Here is a 19,163-nt window from a genome sequence, read left to right on the forward strand (position 1 = left end):
AACCCCAGCTAGCGAGGCCCGAACTGCCGATCCCCCGCATCCCCCAGGCCCGGAACGATGTACGCGTCGTCGTTGAGGCCGGCATCGATGGTCGCGGTGAACACCTTCAATGACGGAATCATGCGCTCCAACAAGGCGATTCCTTCGGGCGCGCACACCACGCACACCGCGGTGATATCGACCGCACCACGGTCCAGCAGCAGCCGCAGGGTGTGCGCCATCGATCCCCCGGTGGCCAGCATGGGGTCCAGGACCATTACCGGCCGGGTACTCAGGTCGGCCGGCAGCGACTCCAGATACGGCGTGGGCTGGTGGGTCTGCTCATTGCGGGCGACGCCGACAAAACCGACCTGGGCCTCCGGAATCAGCGCATGCGCCTGATCGACCATGCCCAACCCGGCCCGCAGCACCGGCACCAGCAGCGGCGGATCGGCCAGCCGCACGCCGGTGGTCGCCGCCACCGGTGTCTGCACCGACACCACCTCGGCGGCCAGGGACCGGGTCGCCTCGTAGACCAACATCAACGTCAGATCGCGCAGCGCGGCCCGAAAACCCGCGTTGTCGGTGCGCTGGTCACGCAACGTGGTGAGCCGCGCCGCGGCCAGCGGATGATCGACTACCCGGACGTCCATGGGCGCACCATAATCGAATCCGAAAACTCGATGGAACCAAATGGCGTCGAGATCCGTCATAACAACATGAGCACCGAAAGCGCCAAGGGCTTCCAGGCCGATCCAGCTGCGCTCGCGGACCTGGGCCAGACGTATCACCGCACCGGCTCGGACCTGTCCGCGCAAGCTGCACAGTTCTACGCGGCCGCCGCGAGTCTGCATCCCGACGCGCTCGGACCGGTCGGCTCCATCCTCACGTCGGCCCTGGTCAAGGCCGCAGGTTGGCAGGCCGACCAGGCCACCGAACTGGGTTCCCACCTGTCCGGCGCCGGACAGACCTCGGCCGCCACCGCCACCGCGTTCGTCGACGCCGACGCCCGCGTCCAGGCAAATCTGGGGGTCGGGCTGTGACCGGCGCGCTGGCCTCGGCATTGGCTGCCCCGCTGCGCAACGTTCAAGCACTGGTCGGGCCCGGCTGGTCCGGTCACGATCCAGCTGCTGCATTCCGGTCGATGCGCGATCGCCTCGACGATATTGCCGATGCCACCGAGCGGGCCTGGCTGCAGGCCTCGGCGCAGTGGCACGGCACCGCCGCGTCCCGGGCCGAACAGTTCGCACACTCCGCGGTCATGGCCATCGCCGCCATGTCGATGACCGCCGGGCAACTGGGTGACCACACCGAAGAGGCCACCGCCGCGGTCGCTCAGGCTCGGGAACGGCTACGCACGCTCGTCGAAGACTTCGAGGCCCGCGCAACGCTGCTGGAATCCGGGTTGGACCAACCCGGCACGGCCGCTCAGCTGGTCGATGAGGCCAAATGTGCGTTGGACGAGGCGATCGCAGTGGTCGACGGGCTGCGCGCCGAGTTGGGCGCCCACGCCGATGCAATCGCCCCTGCTCCCACCCACTCGGCTCTCGGGGGGCCACTGGGCGCGCCGAGTGCGCTCGGCCGACCGAGCGCTCCTGGCGTGCTCGGTTCCGCCGGCGGGCTGGGTTCGGCGGCCGGGTTCGGTTCGCAGGATTGGCTTGGCTCCGGCGCTTTGGGAGCGGCCGCCCTCGGTGCCGCGGCCACCCCAGTCCTGGCCCGAAACACGATGCGCTCCAATCCCGAAGCACTGGCCGACCCAAGCGCGTTCGGAGCCGAGGAGACCGTCACCCTGCCCAACGGCGCCACCGCGACCGCACCGAACAAGGTCGCGGCCGACGCCGTCCGCCATGCCCTGACCCAGCTCGGCGTGCCGTATCAGTGGGGCGGCACCACACCGGGCGTCGGTCTGGACTGCAGCGGCCTCACCCAATGGGCGTATCACCAGGCCGGGATGGACATTCCACGGCTGGCCCAGGAACAGGACATCGGCAGCGCCGTAGGTCAAGCCGGCCTGCGCCCAGGTGACCTTGCGGTGTGGGACGGCCACGTGGCGATGATCGTCGGGCGCGGAACCATGATCGAGGCGGGCGACCCGGTGCAACTGTCGCCGATCCGAACCACCAACGCCGGCCAGGGCTTCCATGGGTTTTTCCGGCCCACCGGGTGATCCCTACGCCAGCGCGATGGCCCGCGCCCGAGCCGCCCTGGCCGCCATGGACCGAGCCGCCGCCGACCTCGCCACGACCCCAAACAACCGCCGCGCCACCGACATCGACGACGTCCTGCGGCGACTCAGCGACGAGGTCAGCCCATGACGCCCGAACCGCCCGCTGAGCCGACAACCACACGTCGTTAGGCTGTGCCGCATGGCTGCTGACATCGTTCCGGTACGGCTCGGGCTTACCCAGGGCGACCTCTACACACTGTGGGCACCCCTGTGGCGTGACTCTGAAGACGAGTGGGAAGCATTCCTCGGCAAGGACGAGGACCTCTACGCGTTCGAGTCCGTCGCTGATCTGGCCGCGTTCGTTCGCACAAATACCGACAACGACCTGGCCGATCATCCGGCGTGGCAGCGTCTCACCGAGGCCAATGCCCACCGCCTCGATCCCAAGCCGGAACGCCGCCACGACCTGGTCGCCGTTCCCGAGATGGTGTCGAAGAAACCCACCGAAGAGTCGGTGACCGCACTGCGCCGCACCCTGCAGGTCGTCGGCGCGCTCGGCGCGGTCTGCGACCTGATCGCCGTCGCCAAGTTCTTCAACGGCAACCCGGTACTGGCCAACCTCGGCGGCGGAATCGAGACGTTCCAGGGCCGCACCGGCCGCAAGCGCTGGTCTGAAGTCGAGACCGCCATTGTGCGCAGCTGGCAGAACGTGCTCGACGCGATCGACCCGCTGGTGACCACACCCGACGTCGACGCAGCGGCCGTCGAAAAGGCCCAGCAGGAATTGGACGAGCCGGCACCCGAAGACCCCGACGACGACCTCTTCGATGTCGTCGAGCCCAGTGTCGAAGAAGCCGTCATCGAAGACGAAGTCGACACCGACGAGGAAGCCGACGCACTGACCTCTCAGGCCGAAGGTCAACTGCTCGGCGGCGACAAGGCCTTCTGGGAGCGCGTCGGCATCGACCCGATCCGCATCATGACCAATCGCGGCACGTACTACACCCTGCGCTGCTACTACAACGACCAGCCACGGTTCCTGGGCCGCAACGGTCGCATCAGCGTCTTCAGCTCGGAACGCAGCCTGGCCCGCTACCTGGCCGACGAACACGAGAGCGACCTGTCCGATTTCGAGGCGTATTCCGACATCCGCACCGCCGCCATCGACGGCTCGCTGCAGATCCGGGTCACCGACGACAACATCTACGTGTTGTCCGGTCTGTCCGAGGACCTCGCCGACGGTCCGGACGCCGTCGACCGCGACCAGTTGGACCTGGCCGTCGAATTGGCACGGGACGTCTGCGACTACGCCGAGGACGGCACCGCCGACAAGTCGCTGGACACCGACCAGCCGTTGGGCCGTTTCGTCGGCTACGTGCTGGAGCCGGCGACGCTCAGCGCCCCGCCCAAGCCGTACGTGACGGCCGTCGAGCAGTGGGAGTCGCTGGAGCGCTTCGTCGAGTCGCGCTTGCGGCCCGAATAACCAGTGGCGGGGTACTCGCTCGGTACCCCACACGTCACATGTCCGATCAACTGCACAAACCCCATCCATCGGCACCCTGCGTTGCTCATTTGCTTAGCAATGCGTAAGAATTCGTATGAATCCGACTTGAGTCGGCTGCGGGGCGTCGGAAGGTGGTCAGGTGCGGTCGTTTTCGATGAGTCGCCTACTGAAGAAGGTCTGGATACCACTTCTGCTGATCGCGGTGCTGTCCGTGTCGGGAATCGTGGTGTCGCGTCTGCACAAGCAGTTCGCCTCTGAGGACCTGAACGCCAACGCAGGCGCCGGCATCGAGATCGTGCAGTTCCACCCGAAGTATCTGGTGTACGACGTCTACGGCACCCCCGGCGCCACGGCGAAGGTCGGCTACATCGACGCCGAGGCCAACCTGCACAACCTGGATGTGACCCTGCCGTGGTCGACCACGATCGAGACCACGCTGCCCTCGGTGATGGGCAACATCGTCGTGCAATCCCCCAACGGCACCGAGATCGGCTGCACCATCACCGTCGACGGCACGGTACGCGACCAGAAAGTGCAACACGGCACGACACCGCAGACCTTTTGCCTGGTGAAGTCCGCATGACCCGGGCAGCGAGTAACCCCAGCAGATCACGCATCAGCGTCCAGCGAGTAGCGAAGGCAGACCGCGCATGAGCCACGGCGGACCCAAGCCGGTCAAGTACGACGAGCACGGCAACATCAAGCGGCCGATCGTGCCGCACATGATCCGCATCCTGTCGGTGCCGATCGTCCTGTTCTGGCTCATCTTCACCGTGTTCATCAGCGTCGCGGTGCCGTCCCTGGAAAAGGTCGGCGAGACCCACTCGGCGCCGATGGCGCCCCACGACGCGCCGTCGATGATCGCGATGAAGCTGATGGGTGAGAACTTCCACGAGTTCGACTCCAACAGCACGGTGATGATCGTCATCGAGGGCCAGAACAAACTCGACGACCAGGCGCACCACTACTACGACGAGATCATCCGCGAACTGCTCAAGGACCCCAAGCAGATCCAGCACGTCCAGGACTTCTGGGGAGATCCGCTGACCGCCGCCGGCGCCCAGAGCGCCGACGCCAAGGCCGCCTACGTCATGGTCTACCTGGCCGGTGACCAGGGCACCACCGAAGCCAACGACTCGGTCGAGGCCGTGCGCGAGGTGGTCGCCCACTCGCACGCGCCGGCCGGGGTGAAGGCCTACGTGACCGGCCCGGCCGCCCTGACCGACGACATGCACGTCATCGGCAACGCCAGCCTGATGAAGATCACCTTCTTCACCCTCGGCGCGATCGCCATCATGCTGCTGGTCGTCTACCGCTCGATCGTCACCACCCTGGTGCAGCTGTTCCTGACCTTCGTCGGTCTGGGCGCCGCGCGTGGCGTGGTCGCCGCGGCGGGCAACGCGAACTGGTTCGGCCTGACCACCTTCGCCTCGAACATCCTGACCATGCTGGGCATCGCCGCGGCCACCGACTACGGCATATTCCTGTTCGGTCGGTACAAGGAAGCCCGCCACGCCGGCGAGGACCGCGAGCAGGCGTACTACACCACCTACCACTCAGTGACCCCGGTCGTGGTGGGCTCGGGCCTGACCATCGCCGGCGCGGTGTACTGCCTGAGCTTCGCCCGGCTGCCGTACTTCTCCACGATGGGTCTGCCGGTGGCCATCGGCATGCTGGTGGTGGTCATCGCCGCCGTCACCCTGCAGCCCGCCGTGCTCTACCTGGGCAGCCTGGCCGGCCGGTACGAATCCAAGCGCCCGCCCGGCAAATTCTGGCGCAAGGTCGGCACCGCGGTGGTGCGCTGGCCGGCCCCGATCCTGGTCGGCAGTGCCTTTGCGGTGCTGATCGGCATGGTCACCCTGCCCGGCTACAAGCCCTACTACAACGACCGCTTCTACATGCCCACCGACGCCCCGGCCAACCAGGGCTACGCGGCTTCTGACCGGCACTTCTCGCAGGCCCGGATGAACCCGGACATCCTGATGGTCAACGCCGAGCACGACATGCGCAACCCCGCCGACATGCTGGTACTCGACCGCGTCGCCCGCAACATCCTCAACACCCCCGGCATCGCCATGGTCCAGGACATCACCCGGCCCCTGGGCATCCCGATCCAGCACAGCTCCATCCCCTTCCAGCAGGGCATGAGCGGCCAGACCCAGATGCAGCAGTACCCGTTCCAGATGATCACCATCGGCAACATGCGCAAGATGGCCGACGACATGCAGACCATGGCCGACGACATGCAACACATGTACGACGTCATGCTCAAAGTGATCGCCACCACCCAACAGACCAGCCTGGACACCGGCCAGACCGTCATCCACGTCAACAACATGCGCCAGTCCATCGCCGACTTCGATGACTTCTTCCGGCCCATCCGCAACTACCTGTACTGGGAACCGCACTGCTTCGACATCCCGATGTGCTGGTCGGTGCGCGGCGTCTTCGACACCATCGACGGCATCGACGCGCTCGGCGACGACATCGAGAACCTCAACCGCGACATCGGGCAGCTGGCCTTGCTCATGCCGCAGATGGCTGCCGTGCTGCCGCCGACCATCCACGTCATGCGCACCACCCGCAACATGATGCTCTCGACGTACGCCACCATGGGGGCACTGCAGGACCAGAACAAGGCGATGAACGACACCGCCATCGTCATGGGACAGAGCTTCGACACCGCCAAAAACGGTGACCTGTTCTACCTGCCACCCGAAGCGTTCCAGAACCCCGAATTCGAACGCGGCCTCAAGATGTTCCTGTCCCCCGACGGCAAGTCCGCGCGGTTCTTCATCACCCACGAAGGTGACCCGATGACCCCCGAGGGCATCGACCGGGTCAGCTCCGAACGCAGCGCCGCCCAAGAAGGCCTCAAGCAGACCTCACTGTCCAGCGCCAAGGTGTTCCTCGGCGGCACCGCCGCGACCTACCGCGACATGGCCGACGGCGCCAAGTGGGACTTGATGATCGTCGTGGTCTCCGCACTCACGCTGATCTTCATGATCATGCTGATCCTGACCCGCTCCCTGGTCGCCGCACTGGTGATCGTCGGCACCGCCAGCAGCTCGATCGCCGCCTCCTGCGGCATGTCGGTGCTGATCTGGCAGGACATGTTCGGCATCCGCGTGCACTGGCTGGTCATGCTGATGTCGGTCATCATCCTGTTGGCCGTCGGCTCGGACTACAACCTGCTGCTGGTCTCCCGATTCAAAGAAGAAATCCACGAAGGACTCAAGACCGGATACCTGCGCGCCATGGCCGGCTCCGGTGGCGTGGTGACCGCCGCCGGCATGGTGTTCGCCTTCACCATGGCCGCCATGATGGGCTCCAGCCTGCGCGTCATCGCCCAGATGGGTTCGACCATCGCCATCGGTCTGATCCTGGACACCCTGGTCGTGCGCTCACTGCTGATGCCATCGATCGCCGTACTGCTGGGCCGCTGGTTCTGGTGGCCGCAGGTGGTCTACCCGCGCGGCGACTACACCACAAAGAAGTTCGTGCCCAAGACCTACCAACAACAAAACGAACCGGAGCCAGCCCACGCCGGCTCCGGCGACGAACCGACCTCGCCCTACCCGACGAGCACCGCGTAGCGGGGCTTGATGACGTCATCGATGATCGCGAGCCGCTCATCGAACGGAATGAACGCCGACTTCATCGCGTTGATGGTGAATCGCTGCAAGTCGGTCCAGCCGTAACCGAACTGCTCCACCAGCAGGGCCATTTCGTTGGTCATGGTGGTGTCGCTCATCAGGCGGTTGTCGGTGTTGACCGTGACCCGGAACCGCAGCCGGGCCAGCCGGTCGAACGGGTGCTCAGCGATGCTCGGCGCAGCACCGGTCTGCACATTGCTGCTCGGGCACATCTCCAACGGAATCCGCTTGTCCCGCACGATGTTTGCCACCCGTCCCAGTCGCGCGGTACCGCCCGGCCGGTCCTCGATGTCGTCGACTATCCGGACCCCGTGACCCAGTCGGTCAGCGCCGCAGAACGCGATGGCCTCATGGATGGACGGCAATCCGAACGCCTCGCCGGCATGAATAGTGAAGCGGGCATTGTTGTTTCGCATGTACTCGAACGCGTCCAAATGCCGCGTGGGCGGATAGCCGGCCTCGGCTCCGGCGATGTCGAAGCCGACCACTCCCCTGTCCCGGAACCGGATGGCCAGCTCGGCGATCTCGCGGGACCGCGCAGCGTGCCGCATCGCCGTCACCAGGCAGCGCACCGTTGCGGGCTGACCGGCCGCGGCGGCAGCCTTCTCGCCGTCGGCGAATCCGGCCAGCACTGCGTCGACCACTTCGTCCAGGCTCAGCCCATCGGCGATGTGCAACTCGGGGGCGAACCGCACCTCCGCGTACACCACGTTGTCTGAGGCCAGATCTTCAACAGCTTCGTAGGCGACGCGGTGCAGCGCCTCAGGGGTCTGCATGACCCCGACGGTGTGCGCGAACGGTTCCAGGTAGCGCACCAGCGACCCGCTGTGCGCTTGGGTGCGGAACCATCTCGCCAGCTCATCGACGTCATGAGTGGGTAGCTCGGTATAGCCGGTCTGCTCGGCCAACTCGATTACCGTGGCCGGACGCAGACCCCCGTCGAGGTGATCGTGCAACAACGCCTTGGGTGCCTGCCGGATCTGCGCCAACGTCAGAGTCATACGTCCATCTTGCCGCCGGATGCACGAGTTCGGTGGGAATGTCAGCTTCGCCGTCGTCGGCGTGGGTCCGCCGCGAATGCCGTATGGGCTCTGCCGCTGGCACGTGCCGTGCAGCTGATGACAGACTCGCGATTACCTGCGCAGGTGAGCCAGCGCGTGGGCAGCGGCGTTCGCCCCGCCCATCCCGTGGGCTCCGGGTCCCGGCGGGGTGGCTGCCGAGCAGATGTACATACCCGGAACACCAATGGTGTAGGGCGACAATGTGGTTCGCGGACCGAACACCAGCTGCCTGATGTCCTTGGCCCCGGTGTTGATGTCCCCACCCACGTAATTGGCGTTGTAGACCGACATCTCCGTGGTGGACCGCACCACCTGCCCGACGATACGATCCCGGAAACCGGGGGCGAACCGTTCGATCTGGCTGATCATCGCTTCGGTGGCATCACCCGCGTAACCGTTGGGCACATGCGCGTATGCGGAGACGGGATGGACGTTGCCGACGGAGCGCTCCGGATCGGCGAGGTACTGCTGGAACGCCAGCACGAACGGACGGTCCGGCATCCGGCCCGCGTGGATGTCCCGCTCGGTGGCGGCAAGCTCGGCGAAGTCCCCTCCGAGATGAACCGTGCCCGCGCGGCGCGCTGCGCCGTTGGTCCACGGCACCTCACCCTCCACGGCGAAGTCGACCTTGAAAGCACCGGGGCCATAACGGAATCGGCGGAACGCGCGGGCCACCCGGGAGGGCAGCCGGTCCCCGAGGATGCCGGCGATGGCCGTCGGAGACAGATCGAAAATCGTGATATCAGCGGGCGGCAATTGGGACGCAGAGGTGACTCGCACGCCCGTTTCGATCTTGCCGCCCAGCTCGGTCAACAGTGCTTCGAAGGCGTCGGTGATCGACTGCGATCCCCCGGCGGCCACCGGCCATCCGTTGGCGTGACCGGCCGTGATGATGCCCAGCCCGATCGCCGAGGTGAGCGGGCGGTGCAGCGGCTGAAAGGTGTGTGCCGCAACACCTCCGAACAGCGCACGGGCCTGCGACGTGCGGAAGACGCGAGCGGTGACCGCGGCAGGCAACACCGTCGGCGCCCCGAACCGGGCCAGACCGAACGGATGTTTCGGCACTCGCAGCAGCGGTCCCATGATGTCGTCGGACAGTTTGTCGAAGTTCCGCGACGGTCCGCCGAACAGCATCTCCCACCGAGATCCGTCCACTCCGAGGCCGGCTGCAGTGGTCTCCACCGAGCGGTACAGCGCCCCGGCACTGCCGTCGTCGAGCGGGTGGACACAGTCGATCTCGGCCCACTTCCATTGCAGGCCATAGTGATCCAGGCCGAGTTCTTTGATGAACTTCGAACCGGCGGGCATCACGTGGATGGCTGCGCAGTGGTCGAACACCAGACCCGGGATGATGCTCTCGCTGGAGCGAATGCCGCCGCCGATCCGGTCGGCGACCTCCAGCACTGTGACCTCGACACCCTGGGCGGCAAGGGCGATGGCGGCGGCGAGCCCGTTGGGCCCGGCGCCGACCACAACCGCGGTATTCATTGGTGGCTGACCCCTGCACGCTGCCACGTGACGTTCAGCGCGATCGGACCGTTGGGCAGCCACGGTTGCTCGTTGACCAGGTCCGCCACATTCCAGGTGCCGCGTTCGATGACGCCCAGTGCCGCGTCGATCACCTTGTACTCCTGGGTCTTCTTGTGGATCGGCTGCGATTCCACCCAGGCGATCACGAACTCGCCCGGCTCGAACTGCGCCTCCGATTGGATGGCGCGGATCAGGTCCTCGTTGTGCAGGTGGCCGTCACCGAAGTTGAACCCGATGATGGTATTGCAGGACATCTCTCCCTCGCGCACCGTTCGAGTATCGATATCGGGCAAGCATTTCAGCAGCACCGAGTACAAGCCGCGCCCCTGGCTGTGCATGGCCCGCCACGCCGTCACCTGCTGGGTGAACACCTCGGCCGTCACCGGATCCCAGCCGAAGTCGACGTACTGGTCCTTCGAGTTGGGCGACGACCGGGTCACCCGATTGAGCTTCTCCTCCGCCCCCGGGGTGAATGTCCACACCGCGGACGCCCAGTTGCCGGCGTACTGGCGCATGGCCGGCAGGAAGGACACCAGGTCGGGACGGAAGTTGCCCAGCACCGGGAAGAAGCACAGCGCCGCCGCGATCACCAGCGCCAGCCATCCCGGCGTCATGTCCCACACGGCGTAGCCGTCCCAGTTCGGGAATCCGATGAACAAGAAGATGGTGACGTAGGCGAACAACACGTTCCACTCCACCGGCACCGCCAGCGGGAACGTGGAGATGATGAACAGGTGGAAGCCGACCATGACCACGGCGGCGGCGATCGTCAGCCAAGGCCACGGCGATAACAGAAGTGCCAGCGGCGCAACGATTTCGACGAAACTGCCGGGACCGTGCGCCATGAACGTGGCCAGGTGCGACGGACGCAGGTCGTCGGGGAAGTTGCGGTAGTGGGCCCGCTTGAGCCACCGCAGCGGGATCGCCGGGCTGTTGCTCACCATCGGCGGGATGACGTTGGTGAAGTGCAGACCGAACTTCGAGATGCCGGCCCAGATCCACACCGTGCCGATCAGCAGCTTGCCGGCGATGATCATGTTGACGAACGGCAGCGTGGAGAAGAACAGCAGTGCGGGCAGGTACTGCTCCCCGCGGGCCGCCAGGAAAATCGTCTTGTCCCGCAGGCCGATCAGCACGAGCAGTACCATCGGCACGATGAACAGGCACGGGCTCACCAAGCCGGAAGTGTTGTACGGCAATACCTTCGACAGTGAATCGTTGTGCACGCCGGGCATCACCATCGCGATCACCACGCTGACCATCAGCGCGAGATACACCACGACGTCGAACCAGGTTCGCCGGTCGCCGCCCGTGAAAGGCACCGCCTTCCATGGCCGCAACCGGATGGTGCCCGGGCGCGCCCAGAACCGGTAGCCACCTGTCATCGGCTTGGTCTTGCCGGCGAGCGGTCCCCACGATCCAGCCAGCCCGATGAGCTCAAGCAAGATGGTCCACAGGATGACCTTTTGGTACACGATCGGCTGGTTCCACCATTGCGACACATGCCAGAACGCCGGCAGATGCGAGGTCGCGGTGGCAATGACCACGCCGCCCAGGGCGTAGAAGAACACGAGTTTGAAGATGTAGAGGACATGGATCATGCGCGGTGCGCCGTAACCTTCGTCCACCCATTTCAGGGACATGATCCGGATGCGCTCCATCAGCGGCATCCGTAGAAACTCTTCCAGATCGACTTTTGGCAGGGTCGGCTTGATGAATCCCATGACGAGCTCCTTTGCTGGTATCAGGCTAGATTCGCGGTTCGGTGGTCGAGAGGTTTTTCCGCAATGACGGTTTGTCGATCTTGCCGACGGGGTTCTTCGGCAGCGCTTCGAGCAACGTGATATCCACGGGCAGTTTGTATTTCGACAGTGAGGCCCGCAGATGTACGGCGATGTTCTCGGTGTCCAGGTCGATACCGGGCTGCGCCGAGACGAAGAGCACAGGTTCCTCGCCATAGAGTCCACTGGCCCTGCCGACCACGGCCGCCTCGGCGACCCCGGGCAGCTGGTAGACCACGGTCTCGATCTCCTTGGGGTAGATGTTCTCCCCGCCGCGGATGATCATGTCCTTGGCCCGGTCGACCAGGACCAGGTAGCCGTCCTCGTCGAAGCGACCGATATCACCGGTATGCAGCCAGCCGTCTTTCAGGGTCTTCTGGGTCTCTTCCGGTCGGTTCAGGTAGCCGCGCATCACGTTGGGGCCCTTGATCACCACCTCGCCGAGCTCACCGGGCGGCACCTCGACGCCGGCCACATCGATGATGCGAATCTGCTGACCCGGCAACGGAATTCCGACCGTGCCCACTTTGCGGGGACCGTTCAACGGGTTGCCGGTGCTGGCACACGACCCTTCGGACAGCCCGTAGCCTTCGACAAGGGCGATGCCGTAACGCTTTTCGAATCCCTCCAGCAGTTCAACGCTGGCCGGCGCCGCACCGCACACCGCGAACCGCACCGCGGACGTGTCGGGCTGCACCTGCAGCGGCAGGCCGAGCAGCATGGTGTAGATGGTCGGCACCGCTGAGAAGTAGGTGGCGCGGCTGGCTTCCAGACGCTCGAAGAAGGTGGCCGGGTTGAACCGGCCCGCGATGGTGGTCCGTCCGCCGGCGATCAGCGGAGACAGGACACTGACCACGATCCCGTTGACGTGGAACAGCGGCAGGATCAGCAAGCTGTGATCGGCCTCGGTGAGTTCAAAGCCCTCAATCACCATGGCACACATGGCATCGACGTTGCCGTGATCCAGCATCACGCCCTTGGGCCGACCGGTGGTGCCGCTGGTGTAGATCAGCAGGGCCAGATCATCATTGCGGGCGACGACCGGTTCTGCGGCCCGCGGCTCGCCGTCCAAGTCGTCGACGTGCAGAACCGTGACATCGGCCTCGGTGTCGCGGTCTACGACGAGGACAACAGCGCCGGCATCGGCTACCTGGTAGCCGACCTCTGCGGGCACCAGCGTGGGGCTGATGGGTGTCGCGACGGCGCCGAGCCGCCAGGTGGCAAACAGCGCGACCACGAAGGCCGCCCGGTTCGGCAGCATGATTCCGACGACATCGCCGGCCCGCACACCACGTTGGTACAGGGCGCCGGCGGCTTGCCTCACTGCGGTCAGGAAGGCGGCGTTGTCGAGGTCGGCGTGGTCGTCGGCGACGGCAGGAGCATGCGGTGCCGCGGCGGCGCGGCGGTCGGGCAGGGTGGCGAGGTTCATGTCACAAGACTAGGAACTCTGTGGCGTGCAACACTCCGTTGTTGGCCCACCAACTTGGTTCGGCGATTTGTTCCCAAACGACAAAACGCGGCCTTACAGTCGGGGCATGGATCCCGCGCTCAGCGAGGCCAATGCTCTGGTCATGGCGCGTCTCATCGGCCGCCAGACCGAGGTGACCCGCTCCGTACAACACCGCCTGGCCACTGATATCACCGAACTTCGTGGCGATCCCGAGATCATCGAACTACTCGGCGCCAGCGTCGCCGGAAACATCGACACCATCTTTCACGCGCTTCGGCACGATATATCTCTGGACAACATCGAAGCGCCGACCGCCGCCTTGGAATACGCCCGCCGGCTGGCGCAACGCGGGGTGCCGATGAACGCATTGGTCCGGGCGTACCGGATCGGACATGCCCTGGTACTCGATGTGGCCGGCGAAGAGATCAACAATGCCGGCCTGTCCCCGCAAGTCAGCCTGGTCGCGCTGGAACGGATGACGTCGGTGACCTTCCGGTACATCGACTGGATCTCACAGGCGGTCGTCGTGGTCTATGAGGACGAACGCGACCGCTGGTTGACCAACCGCAACAGCACCCGGGCACTTCGGGTGCGGGAGGTGTTGTCCGGCAACGATTCCGACCCGGACGCGGTGACCGCGGCGATCCACTACCCGATGCGCCGGCAACATCTGGCCCTGGTGCTGTGGTGGCGGCCGGAAGCTGGACCGGACACCGAGCACGACGATGCGCTGGCCACGCTCGAACAGTTCTTGCGGGCGTTGTCCGAACATGTTGGGACGCAAGGTAGTCCACTGTTCCAGGCGGCCGATCAGCGGAGCGGGTGGGGATGGCTGCCGTTGTCCAGCGCAACGGCAGCGGGCGCGGGCGAACAGATCCGGCAGTTCGTCGCCTCACGCAAGGACGCACCAGACGTCGCGGTCGGCATCCCGCTACCCGGCGTCGACGGCTTCCGCCGTTCACACCGACAGGCCCTCCGCGCGCACAGCGTTGCCGTCACCGCCAATCTTCACGGCGTCACCTCGGCCGCCGCCCCCGGATTTTCAGCGGCCGCTCTGTTGGGTGAAAACCACGACGATGCAAGGGAATTCGTTCACATGACACTGGGCCCGCTGGCCGGGCCCAGCACCAACGACGCCCGCCTACGCGAAACCTTACGTGTTTTCCTACGCCACGGCGGCAGCTACACCGCCGCCGCAGATGAGTTGATAGTGCACTTCAACACGGTGAAGTATCGCGTCGGCCGCGCGCTGGAACGCCGGGGCCGCCCGATCGTCGATGACCGGCTGGACATCGAGATGGCGCTGTTGCTGTGCCATTGGTACGGCGCCGAGGTCCTGCTCGCCGACGACGTTTAGGCAACCACCAACAACTGCGTCCGGAACAGCTCCAGCACCTGGTCCAGAGCGGCCCGGGTGCGCTGTCCCGGCTCGTCGATCAGGTGCTCGGTGAGCACCGAGTGCGGCGGCAGGGTGGCGTCGGGGTTGGCGTCCGCGTCATCGAGTTCGACGGCGATGAACGCGTCGCCGAGCTGCTCACGCAGGAACTCGAAACGCTCGGCGGGCACGAACTTGTCGCTCTTGAACCGCATTCCGAGAACATTGAGTCCGCGGGCGCATCGTCCCTTGACGATCTCCAGGTCTGCCGGCGAGATGTCGATATTGTGCTTCTGCTTGTTGGTCAGCGGCGCCGGCATCGACGGCTGCGAGAGCACCGGCGCCAGAATGACGTCGTCGGTGGCCATCGCGAGGGCATAGCCGCCGGTGAAGCACATCCCGACCGCACCGACACCCGGCCCACCGCACCGCTCGTGCTCGGCCCGGGCCAGTGCGCGCAGCCAGTCCACCACCGGGGAGGTCTTTCCGGTGGCCAGCACGGTGAATTCCTTGCTGATACAGGCGGGAATCATCGAGCTCGCCAGGTACCTGGCGGTCCCCGCGGCGCCGCGCACCTCCGGATTCGGATCCCGGCCGGGCACACCGAAGAGGTGCGGCAGGACCGCGGTACAGCCGATGCCTGCCACCTTGCGGGCAAAGTCGAGCACCTTCGGGGTGATTCCCGGCATCTCAGCGATCACGATGACGGCCGGGCCGGTACCGAGTCGGTAAACCGTGCGGCTCGTGCCCTCGTAAGTGAAGTCGGTGCGCTCGAAGTCGTTGAGGTCTTCGTCGGCCATGGGACAGACCATAGCCGGGTACCCGCCGCGCGGCCACGTATCGCCCGGCGCACCGGGCCGCGGCCCGAAAGTGCACGTCGACCCTTTTCCGACAGAGCTAATTCCTGTGAATTTCCTCGTGTTGACCTACCAGGCGGGTGTCGTATGCGTAAATAACGTGGCGATACAACCGTCGGTCACGTCAATAACACTTGAGTCCACAGGGGTCATTCATGGCAGGAGCACACCGGAAACAGCGCGATAGTCGAGCGTTGGCGGTGTCAGGTTGGTTGGGCACGGGTGCAGCAGCGGTCGGTCTAGGTGCGGCACTGCTCGCTCCGGCCAGCGCTGCATCGGCAAGCACGGGGCACGGCGAATCGTCCGCGTCGTCCCACTCCGATTCTTCCGGCTCGGGATCGTCCAGTTCGTCGTCATCGAAGACGAAGACGAACAAGCACTCCCAGCCGAACACCACCACGTCTCCGGCTGGCAACGGCAGCGGGTCCAGCTCCGGCTCGGGCACGGGTGCTGGCTCTAGCTCAGGTTCCGGCTCCAGCACGGGTGCTGGCGCCGGCACGGGGTCGGGCTCCGGCACGGGTGCTGGCTCGGGCACCGGCACGGGCTCTGGCACCCCCGGTGCCGCCACCGGCAGCGGCACCGACACGCCGTCGTCCGGCACCAAGAAGCCCACGACGACGAACAAGCATGTGCGCCCCGCAGCGTCCACACCCGGCAAGACAGCCGCGAACAAGCCGACGCCACCCTCGCCGACACCCAAGTCCCCGGCGAATCCCGCTGCGTCGGTCACGCCGGGGGGCTCGGCCCCGTCCACCGCTCCCAAACCGGCTGCGGCGACGGCGCCCCAGCCGGTCGCGGCGTCCCCGACCGCTCATTCGGCAGCGGCCACGCTGGCAGCGCTCTCCTCGACGACCGGGGCCTCCGCAGGCGCCGTGTCCGCGGCCTCCACACAGGTACCGGCCGGCGCCTCTCCGGCCACCGAGGCCCTGGCGATGTTCACCGGGATGCTGAACACGATCGGCGGCGACCTCCGCGGCACGATCCACACCATCGTCACCGCCACGGGCCAGGTAGTGTCGTTCTTCATCGGCAACGGCACCGCCACCCATCCCAACGCCGGCATCTTGATCGGCAACGGATTCAGCTACACGGCGGCGACGTGCGCAACCAAGTGCAACGGCGGCCGTAGCGGCCTGCTCGGCAGCGGCGGTAACGGCTGGGGCGGCGGCAACGGCGGCACCGCGGAACTGTTGGGTCACGGCGGTCGCGGAGGCGATGCCACAGTTGCGGGCGACGATGGCGGCAACGGCGGCGGCGGCGGTTTCATCTGGGGTAACGGCGGCCGCGGCGGCGACGGCAAGGCTGCAACCACTCCCGGTGGCGACGGCGGTTACGGCGGCCACGGCGGCCAGACCGGCACGTACTCCTTCTTCAGCGTCGGCGGAAACGGCGGAAACGGCGGTGCCGGTGCCGCAGCCACCACGCCCGGCGGGACGGGTGGCGACGGCGGTGACGGTGGCTACGGCGGTAGCGCCGGCCAGTTCGGCCTGGGCAACTCGGGTGGCAACGGCGGAAACGGCGCGGCCGGCGGAGCCGGAGTGAACGGCAGCAACGGCGTGGCCGGCGTCAACAACGGTGCCGGGATGAACGGCGGAAACGGCGGCCTTGGCGGCTACGGCGGCGACGGCGGGTACTCCTCTGTGTTCTTCGGCAAGAACGGCCACGGCGGCAACGGCGCCAGCGGCGGCCTGGCCGGCAGCGGCGGTAACGGCGCGAACGGCACCGCCGCCAACCCGAACGGCGGAGCCGGCGGCAACGGCGGCAACTCCGGAATCGGCGGATACGGTGGGTACGGCGGGTACGGCGGACGCACCGGCTCCGGAGCGGAGGGAAGCCCCGGATTCACGCTCATCCCCGACGGCACCGGCAACGGCGGCAACGGCGGTGATGGCTACAGCTTCAACGGCACCGGTACCGGCGGCAACGGGGGCAACGGCGGAGCCGGCGGCGCCGGCGGTCAGGTGGTCACCACCAACGGCGTCACCACCGTCAACGGCAACGGCACCGGCGGCAAGGGCGGCAACGGCGGCAACGCCGACAGCGGCTCGGGCAACTCCGGCGTCGGCAACGCAGCCGCGAACGGAGGTACGGGTGGCATCGGCGGCGCGGGCGGCGCCAGCGGAGCGAGCTCCGGCAACGGCGGCGCCGGCGGCAACGGCGGCCTGGGCGGTAACGGCGGCAACGGCGACAACGGAGCCACCCCCGGCAACGGCAACAGCGGTGGTGCCGCAGGCAACGGCGGCAGCTCGCCCAAGGGCAACGGCGGCGCCGGCGGCAACGGCGGCACGGGTGGTAACGGCGGCAACGGCTCCGGCGGCGGCACGCCCGGCCAAGGCGGCGCACTCGGAACCGGCGGCACCGCGCCCAAGGGCACAGCCGGTGCCAACGGCACCGGCGGCGGCACCGGCACCCACGGCACCTAAGCCGGCCTAGCCGATCCGGTCGATCACCAACGGCCTCGATGGTGGCGCAACGTCGCTGACGGACCAGCCACCATCGAGTTCGGCCAGGGCTGCCGGCAGCCGCTCGGGGGTTTCGGTGTACAGAGTGAACACCGTCTCCCCCGCGGCTACCGGTTCACCACTGCGACGGTGCATGTAGAGCCCGGCGCCAAACTGCACCGGGTCTCCGGGTTGAGCCCGGCCCGCACCCAGTCGCCACACTGCCATCGCTACGGCCATGGCATCGATATCGCCCATGACGCCGCCCCGCGGGGCCAGCACGGTCTCGACGTGTGGCCCCGTCGCGAGCGGTACCGACAGATTCCCGCCCTGTGCCGCGACCAGGTCCCGGAACCGGTCCATGGCGGAGCCGTCACGCAGCGTGTCGGCCGGGTCGACGCCATCGATCCCGGCCGCATCCAGCATCTCGCGGGCCAGGGCCAGCGTCAGTTCCACCACGTCGGAGGGTCCGCCGCCGGCCAACACCTCGATCGACTCGACCACCTCGATGGCGTTGCCCACGGCTCGACCCAACGGCTCGTTCATGTCGGTCAGCAGCGCCCGGGTCGGCACACCGTAGGCATTGCCGAGGTCGACCATGGTGCGGGCCAGTTCACGCGATTCGACTTCGGTCTTGAGGAACGCCCCTCGACCCACCTTCACGTCGAGCACCAGCGACTGTGCGCCTTCCGCCAATTTCTTGCTCATCACCGAACTCGCGATCAACGGCAGCGATTCGGTGGTGCCGGTGACGTCACGCAACGCATAGATCTTGCGGTCGGCCGGCGCCAGGTCGCCGGCCGCGAAGATGGCCGCGCCTACGTCGCAAAGCTGTTGCCGGATACGGTCTTTCGATAGCTCCGCGGTGAATCCGAGGATCGCTTCCAGCTTGTCCAGGGTGCCGCCGGTGTGCCCGAGACCCCGTCCGGCGGCCTGTGGCACCGCGCCTCCGCAGGCCAGCACCACCGGCACCAGCGGGATGGTGATCTTGTCCCCCACGCCTCCGGTGGAGTGCTTGTCCACCAGTGCCAGCGGCTTACCGCCCCGGCGCAGATCCGTGAAGTCGAATCTCTCCCCCGAGGCCACCATGGCCGCGGTCCAGCAGGCGATCTCTGCCGGGGTCATGCCGCGCAGGAAGATCGCCATCAGCAGAGCCGACATCTGAGCGTCGGCAACTTGGCCCCGGGTGTAGGCGTCGATCACCCAGTCGATGGCATCGTCGGACAGCACGCCGCCATCGCGTTTGGCGCGGATCACGGACGGGGCGTCGAACGACATCAATCGAATCCTCCTGTCGGGCCGGAAGTCGGGCCCGTAGCGCTGGTTACTGGCGGGTAACCAGAGTTGTTGTGACGCTTGGCG

16 protein-coding genes are annotated in these 19,163 nt (G+C 66.7%); 8 read left to right on the forward strand and 8 right to left on the reverse strand.

Going from position 1 to position 19,163, the window contains the following annotated elements:
- Positions 1-8 precede the first annotated feature (8 nt).
- Positions 9-632 (reverse strand): uracil phosphoribosyltransferase, encoded by a 624-nt coding sequence (gene upp, locus ABIA30_RS06900; RefSeq protein WP_370063528.1) that lies wholly within the window; start codon positions 630-632, stop codon positions 9-11.
- A gap of 66 nt (positions 633-698) precedes the next feature.
- Between upp and ABIA30_RS06905 the strand changes: the two genes are divergently transcribed.
- The 6 genes from ABIA30_RS06905 (at position 699) to ABIA30_RS06930 (ending at position 7,246) form a co-directional block, all read left to right on the forward strand.
- The gene (locus tag ABIA30_RS06905; protein WP_370063530.1) at positions 699-1,022 is read left to right on the forward strand and encodes a hypothetical protein; all 324 of its coding nucleotides are present in this window, start codon (positions 699-701) and stop codon (positions 1,020-1,022) included.
- On the forward strand, positions 1,019-2,146 hold the full coding sequence (locus tag ABIA30_RS06910) for a C40 family peptidase (protein ID WP_370063531.1): 1,128 nt from the start codon (positions 1,019-1,021) through the stop codon (positions 2,144-2,146). Before ABIA30_RS06905 ends, ABIA30_RS06910 begins: the two co-directional genes overlap by 4 nt.
- A 16-nt stretch (positions 2,147-2,162) precedes the next feature.
- The gene (locus ABIA30_RS06915; protein ID WP_370063533.1) at positions 2,163-2,294 is read left to right on the forward strand and encodes a hypothetical protein; all 132 of its coding nucleotides are present in this window, start codon (positions 2,163-2,165) and stop codon (positions 2,292-2,294) included.
- Positions 2,295-2,345: 51 nt separating this feature from the next.
- The gene (locus ABIA30_RS06920; protein WP_370063535.1) at positions 2,346-3,629 is read left to right on the forward strand and encodes a primosomal protein; all 1,284 of its coding nucleotides are present in this window, start codon (positions 2,346-2,348) and stop codon (positions 3,627-3,629) included.
- A gap of 175 nt (positions 3,630-3,804) precedes the next feature.
- Positions 3,805-4,233 (forward strand): MmpS family transport accessory protein, encoded by a 429-nt coding sequence (locus ABIA30_RS06925; protein ID WP_370063537.1) that lies wholly within the window; start codon positions 3,805-3,807, stop codon positions 4,231-4,233.
- A 67-nt stretch (positions 4,234-4,300) separates the two neighbouring features.
- Positions 4,301-7,246, forward strand: a complete 2,946-nt coding sequence (locus ABIA30_RS06930) for an RND family transporter (protein ID WP_370063539.1) — start codon at positions 4,301-4,303, stop codon at positions 7,244-7,246.
- Here the strand turns inward: ABIA30_RS06930 and ABIA30_RS06935 are convergent.
- The 4 genes from ABIA30_RS06935 to ABIA30_RS06950 form a co-directional block, all read right to left on the reverse strand.
- Positions 7,225-8,307: an adenosine deaminase gene (locus tag ABIA30_RS06935; RefSeq protein ID WP_370063541.1), complete on the reverse strand. Its 1,083-nt coding sequence runs from the start codon at positions 8,305-8,307 to the stop codon at positions 7,225-7,227. The two genes, ABIA30_RS06930 and ABIA30_RS06935, sit on opposite strands and share 22 nt — an antisense overlap.
- A gap of 132 nt (positions 8,308-8,439) precedes the next feature.
- On the reverse strand, positions 8,440-9,855 hold the full coding sequence (locus ABIA30_RS06940; RefSeq protein ID WP_370063543.1) for a phytoene desaturase family protein: 1,416 nt from the start codon (positions 9,853-9,855) through the stop codon (positions 8,440-8,442).
- Positions 9,852-11,621: a DUF3556 domain-containing protein gene (locus ABIA30_RS06945; protein WP_370063545.1), complete on the reverse strand. Its 1,770-nt coding sequence runs from the start codon at positions 11,619-11,621 to the stop codon at positions 9,852-9,854. The genes ABIA30_RS06940 and ABIA30_RS06945 overlap by 4 nt, the downstream gene beginning before the upstream one ends.
- A gap of 25 nt (positions 11,622-11,646) precedes the next feature.
- Positions 11,647-13,107, reverse strand: coding sequence for a class I adenylate-forming enzyme family protein (locus tag ABIA30_RS06950; RefSeq protein ID WP_370063547.1), 1,461 nt, complete (start codon positions 13,105-13,107; stop codon positions 11,647-11,649).
- A gap of 106 nt (positions 13,108-13,213) precedes the next feature.
- Between ABIA30_RS06950 and ABIA30_RS06955 the strand changes: the two genes are divergently transcribed.
- Positions 13,214-14,485 carry a PucR family transcriptional regulator gene (locus ABIA30_RS06955; protein WP_370063549.1) on the forward strand — a complete coding sequence of 424 codons (1,272 nt, stop codon included), beginning with the start codon at positions 13,214-13,216 and terminating at the stop codon, positions 14,483-14,485.
- On the opposite strand, the gene ABIA30_RS06960 is transcribed toward ABIA30_RS06955, so the two are convergent.
- Both ABIA30_RS06960 and ABIA30_RS06965 read right to left on the reverse strand, forming a co-directional pair.
- A complete protein-coding gene (locus ABIA30_RS06960) occupies positions 14,482-15,303 on the reverse strand; it encodes a dienelactone hydrolase family protein (protein WP_370063551.1) in 822 nt (273 codons plus the stop codon). The two genes, ABIA30_RS06955 and ABIA30_RS06960, sit on opposite strands and share 4 nt — an antisense overlap.
- 181 nt (positions 15,304-15,484) lie before the next feature.
- Positions 15,485-16,090: a hypothetical protein gene (locus tag ABIA30_RS06965; RefSeq protein ID WP_370063553.1), complete on the reverse strand. Its 606-nt coding sequence runs from the start codon at positions 16,088-16,090 to the stop codon at positions 15,485-15,487.
- A gap of 142 nt (positions 16,091-16,232) precedes the next feature.
- Between ABIA30_RS06965 and ABIA30_RS06970 the strand changes: the two genes are divergently transcribed.
- Entirely contained in the window at positions 16,233-17,783 is a 1,551-nt protein-coding gene (locus tag ABIA30_RS06970) for a hypothetical protein (protein ID WP_370063555.1), read from the forward strand.
- Between the two features lie 6 nt (positions 17,784-17,789).
- Here the strand turns inward: ABIA30_RS06970 and ABIA30_RS06975 are convergent, their stop codons facing one another.
- Positions 17,790-19,079: a thymidine phosphorylase gene (locus ABIA30_RS06975; protein WP_370063557.1), complete on the reverse strand. Its 1,290-nt coding sequence runs from the start codon at positions 19,077-19,079 to the stop codon at positions 17,790-17,792.
- Between the last annotated feature and the right edge of the window lie 84 nt (positions 19,080-19,163).

Origin of the sequence: Mycobacterium sp. MAA66 (assembly GCF_041261665.1) — a bacterium.
GTDB lineage: Bacteria > Actinomycetota > Actinomycetes > Mycobacteriales > Mycobacteriaceae > Mycobacterium.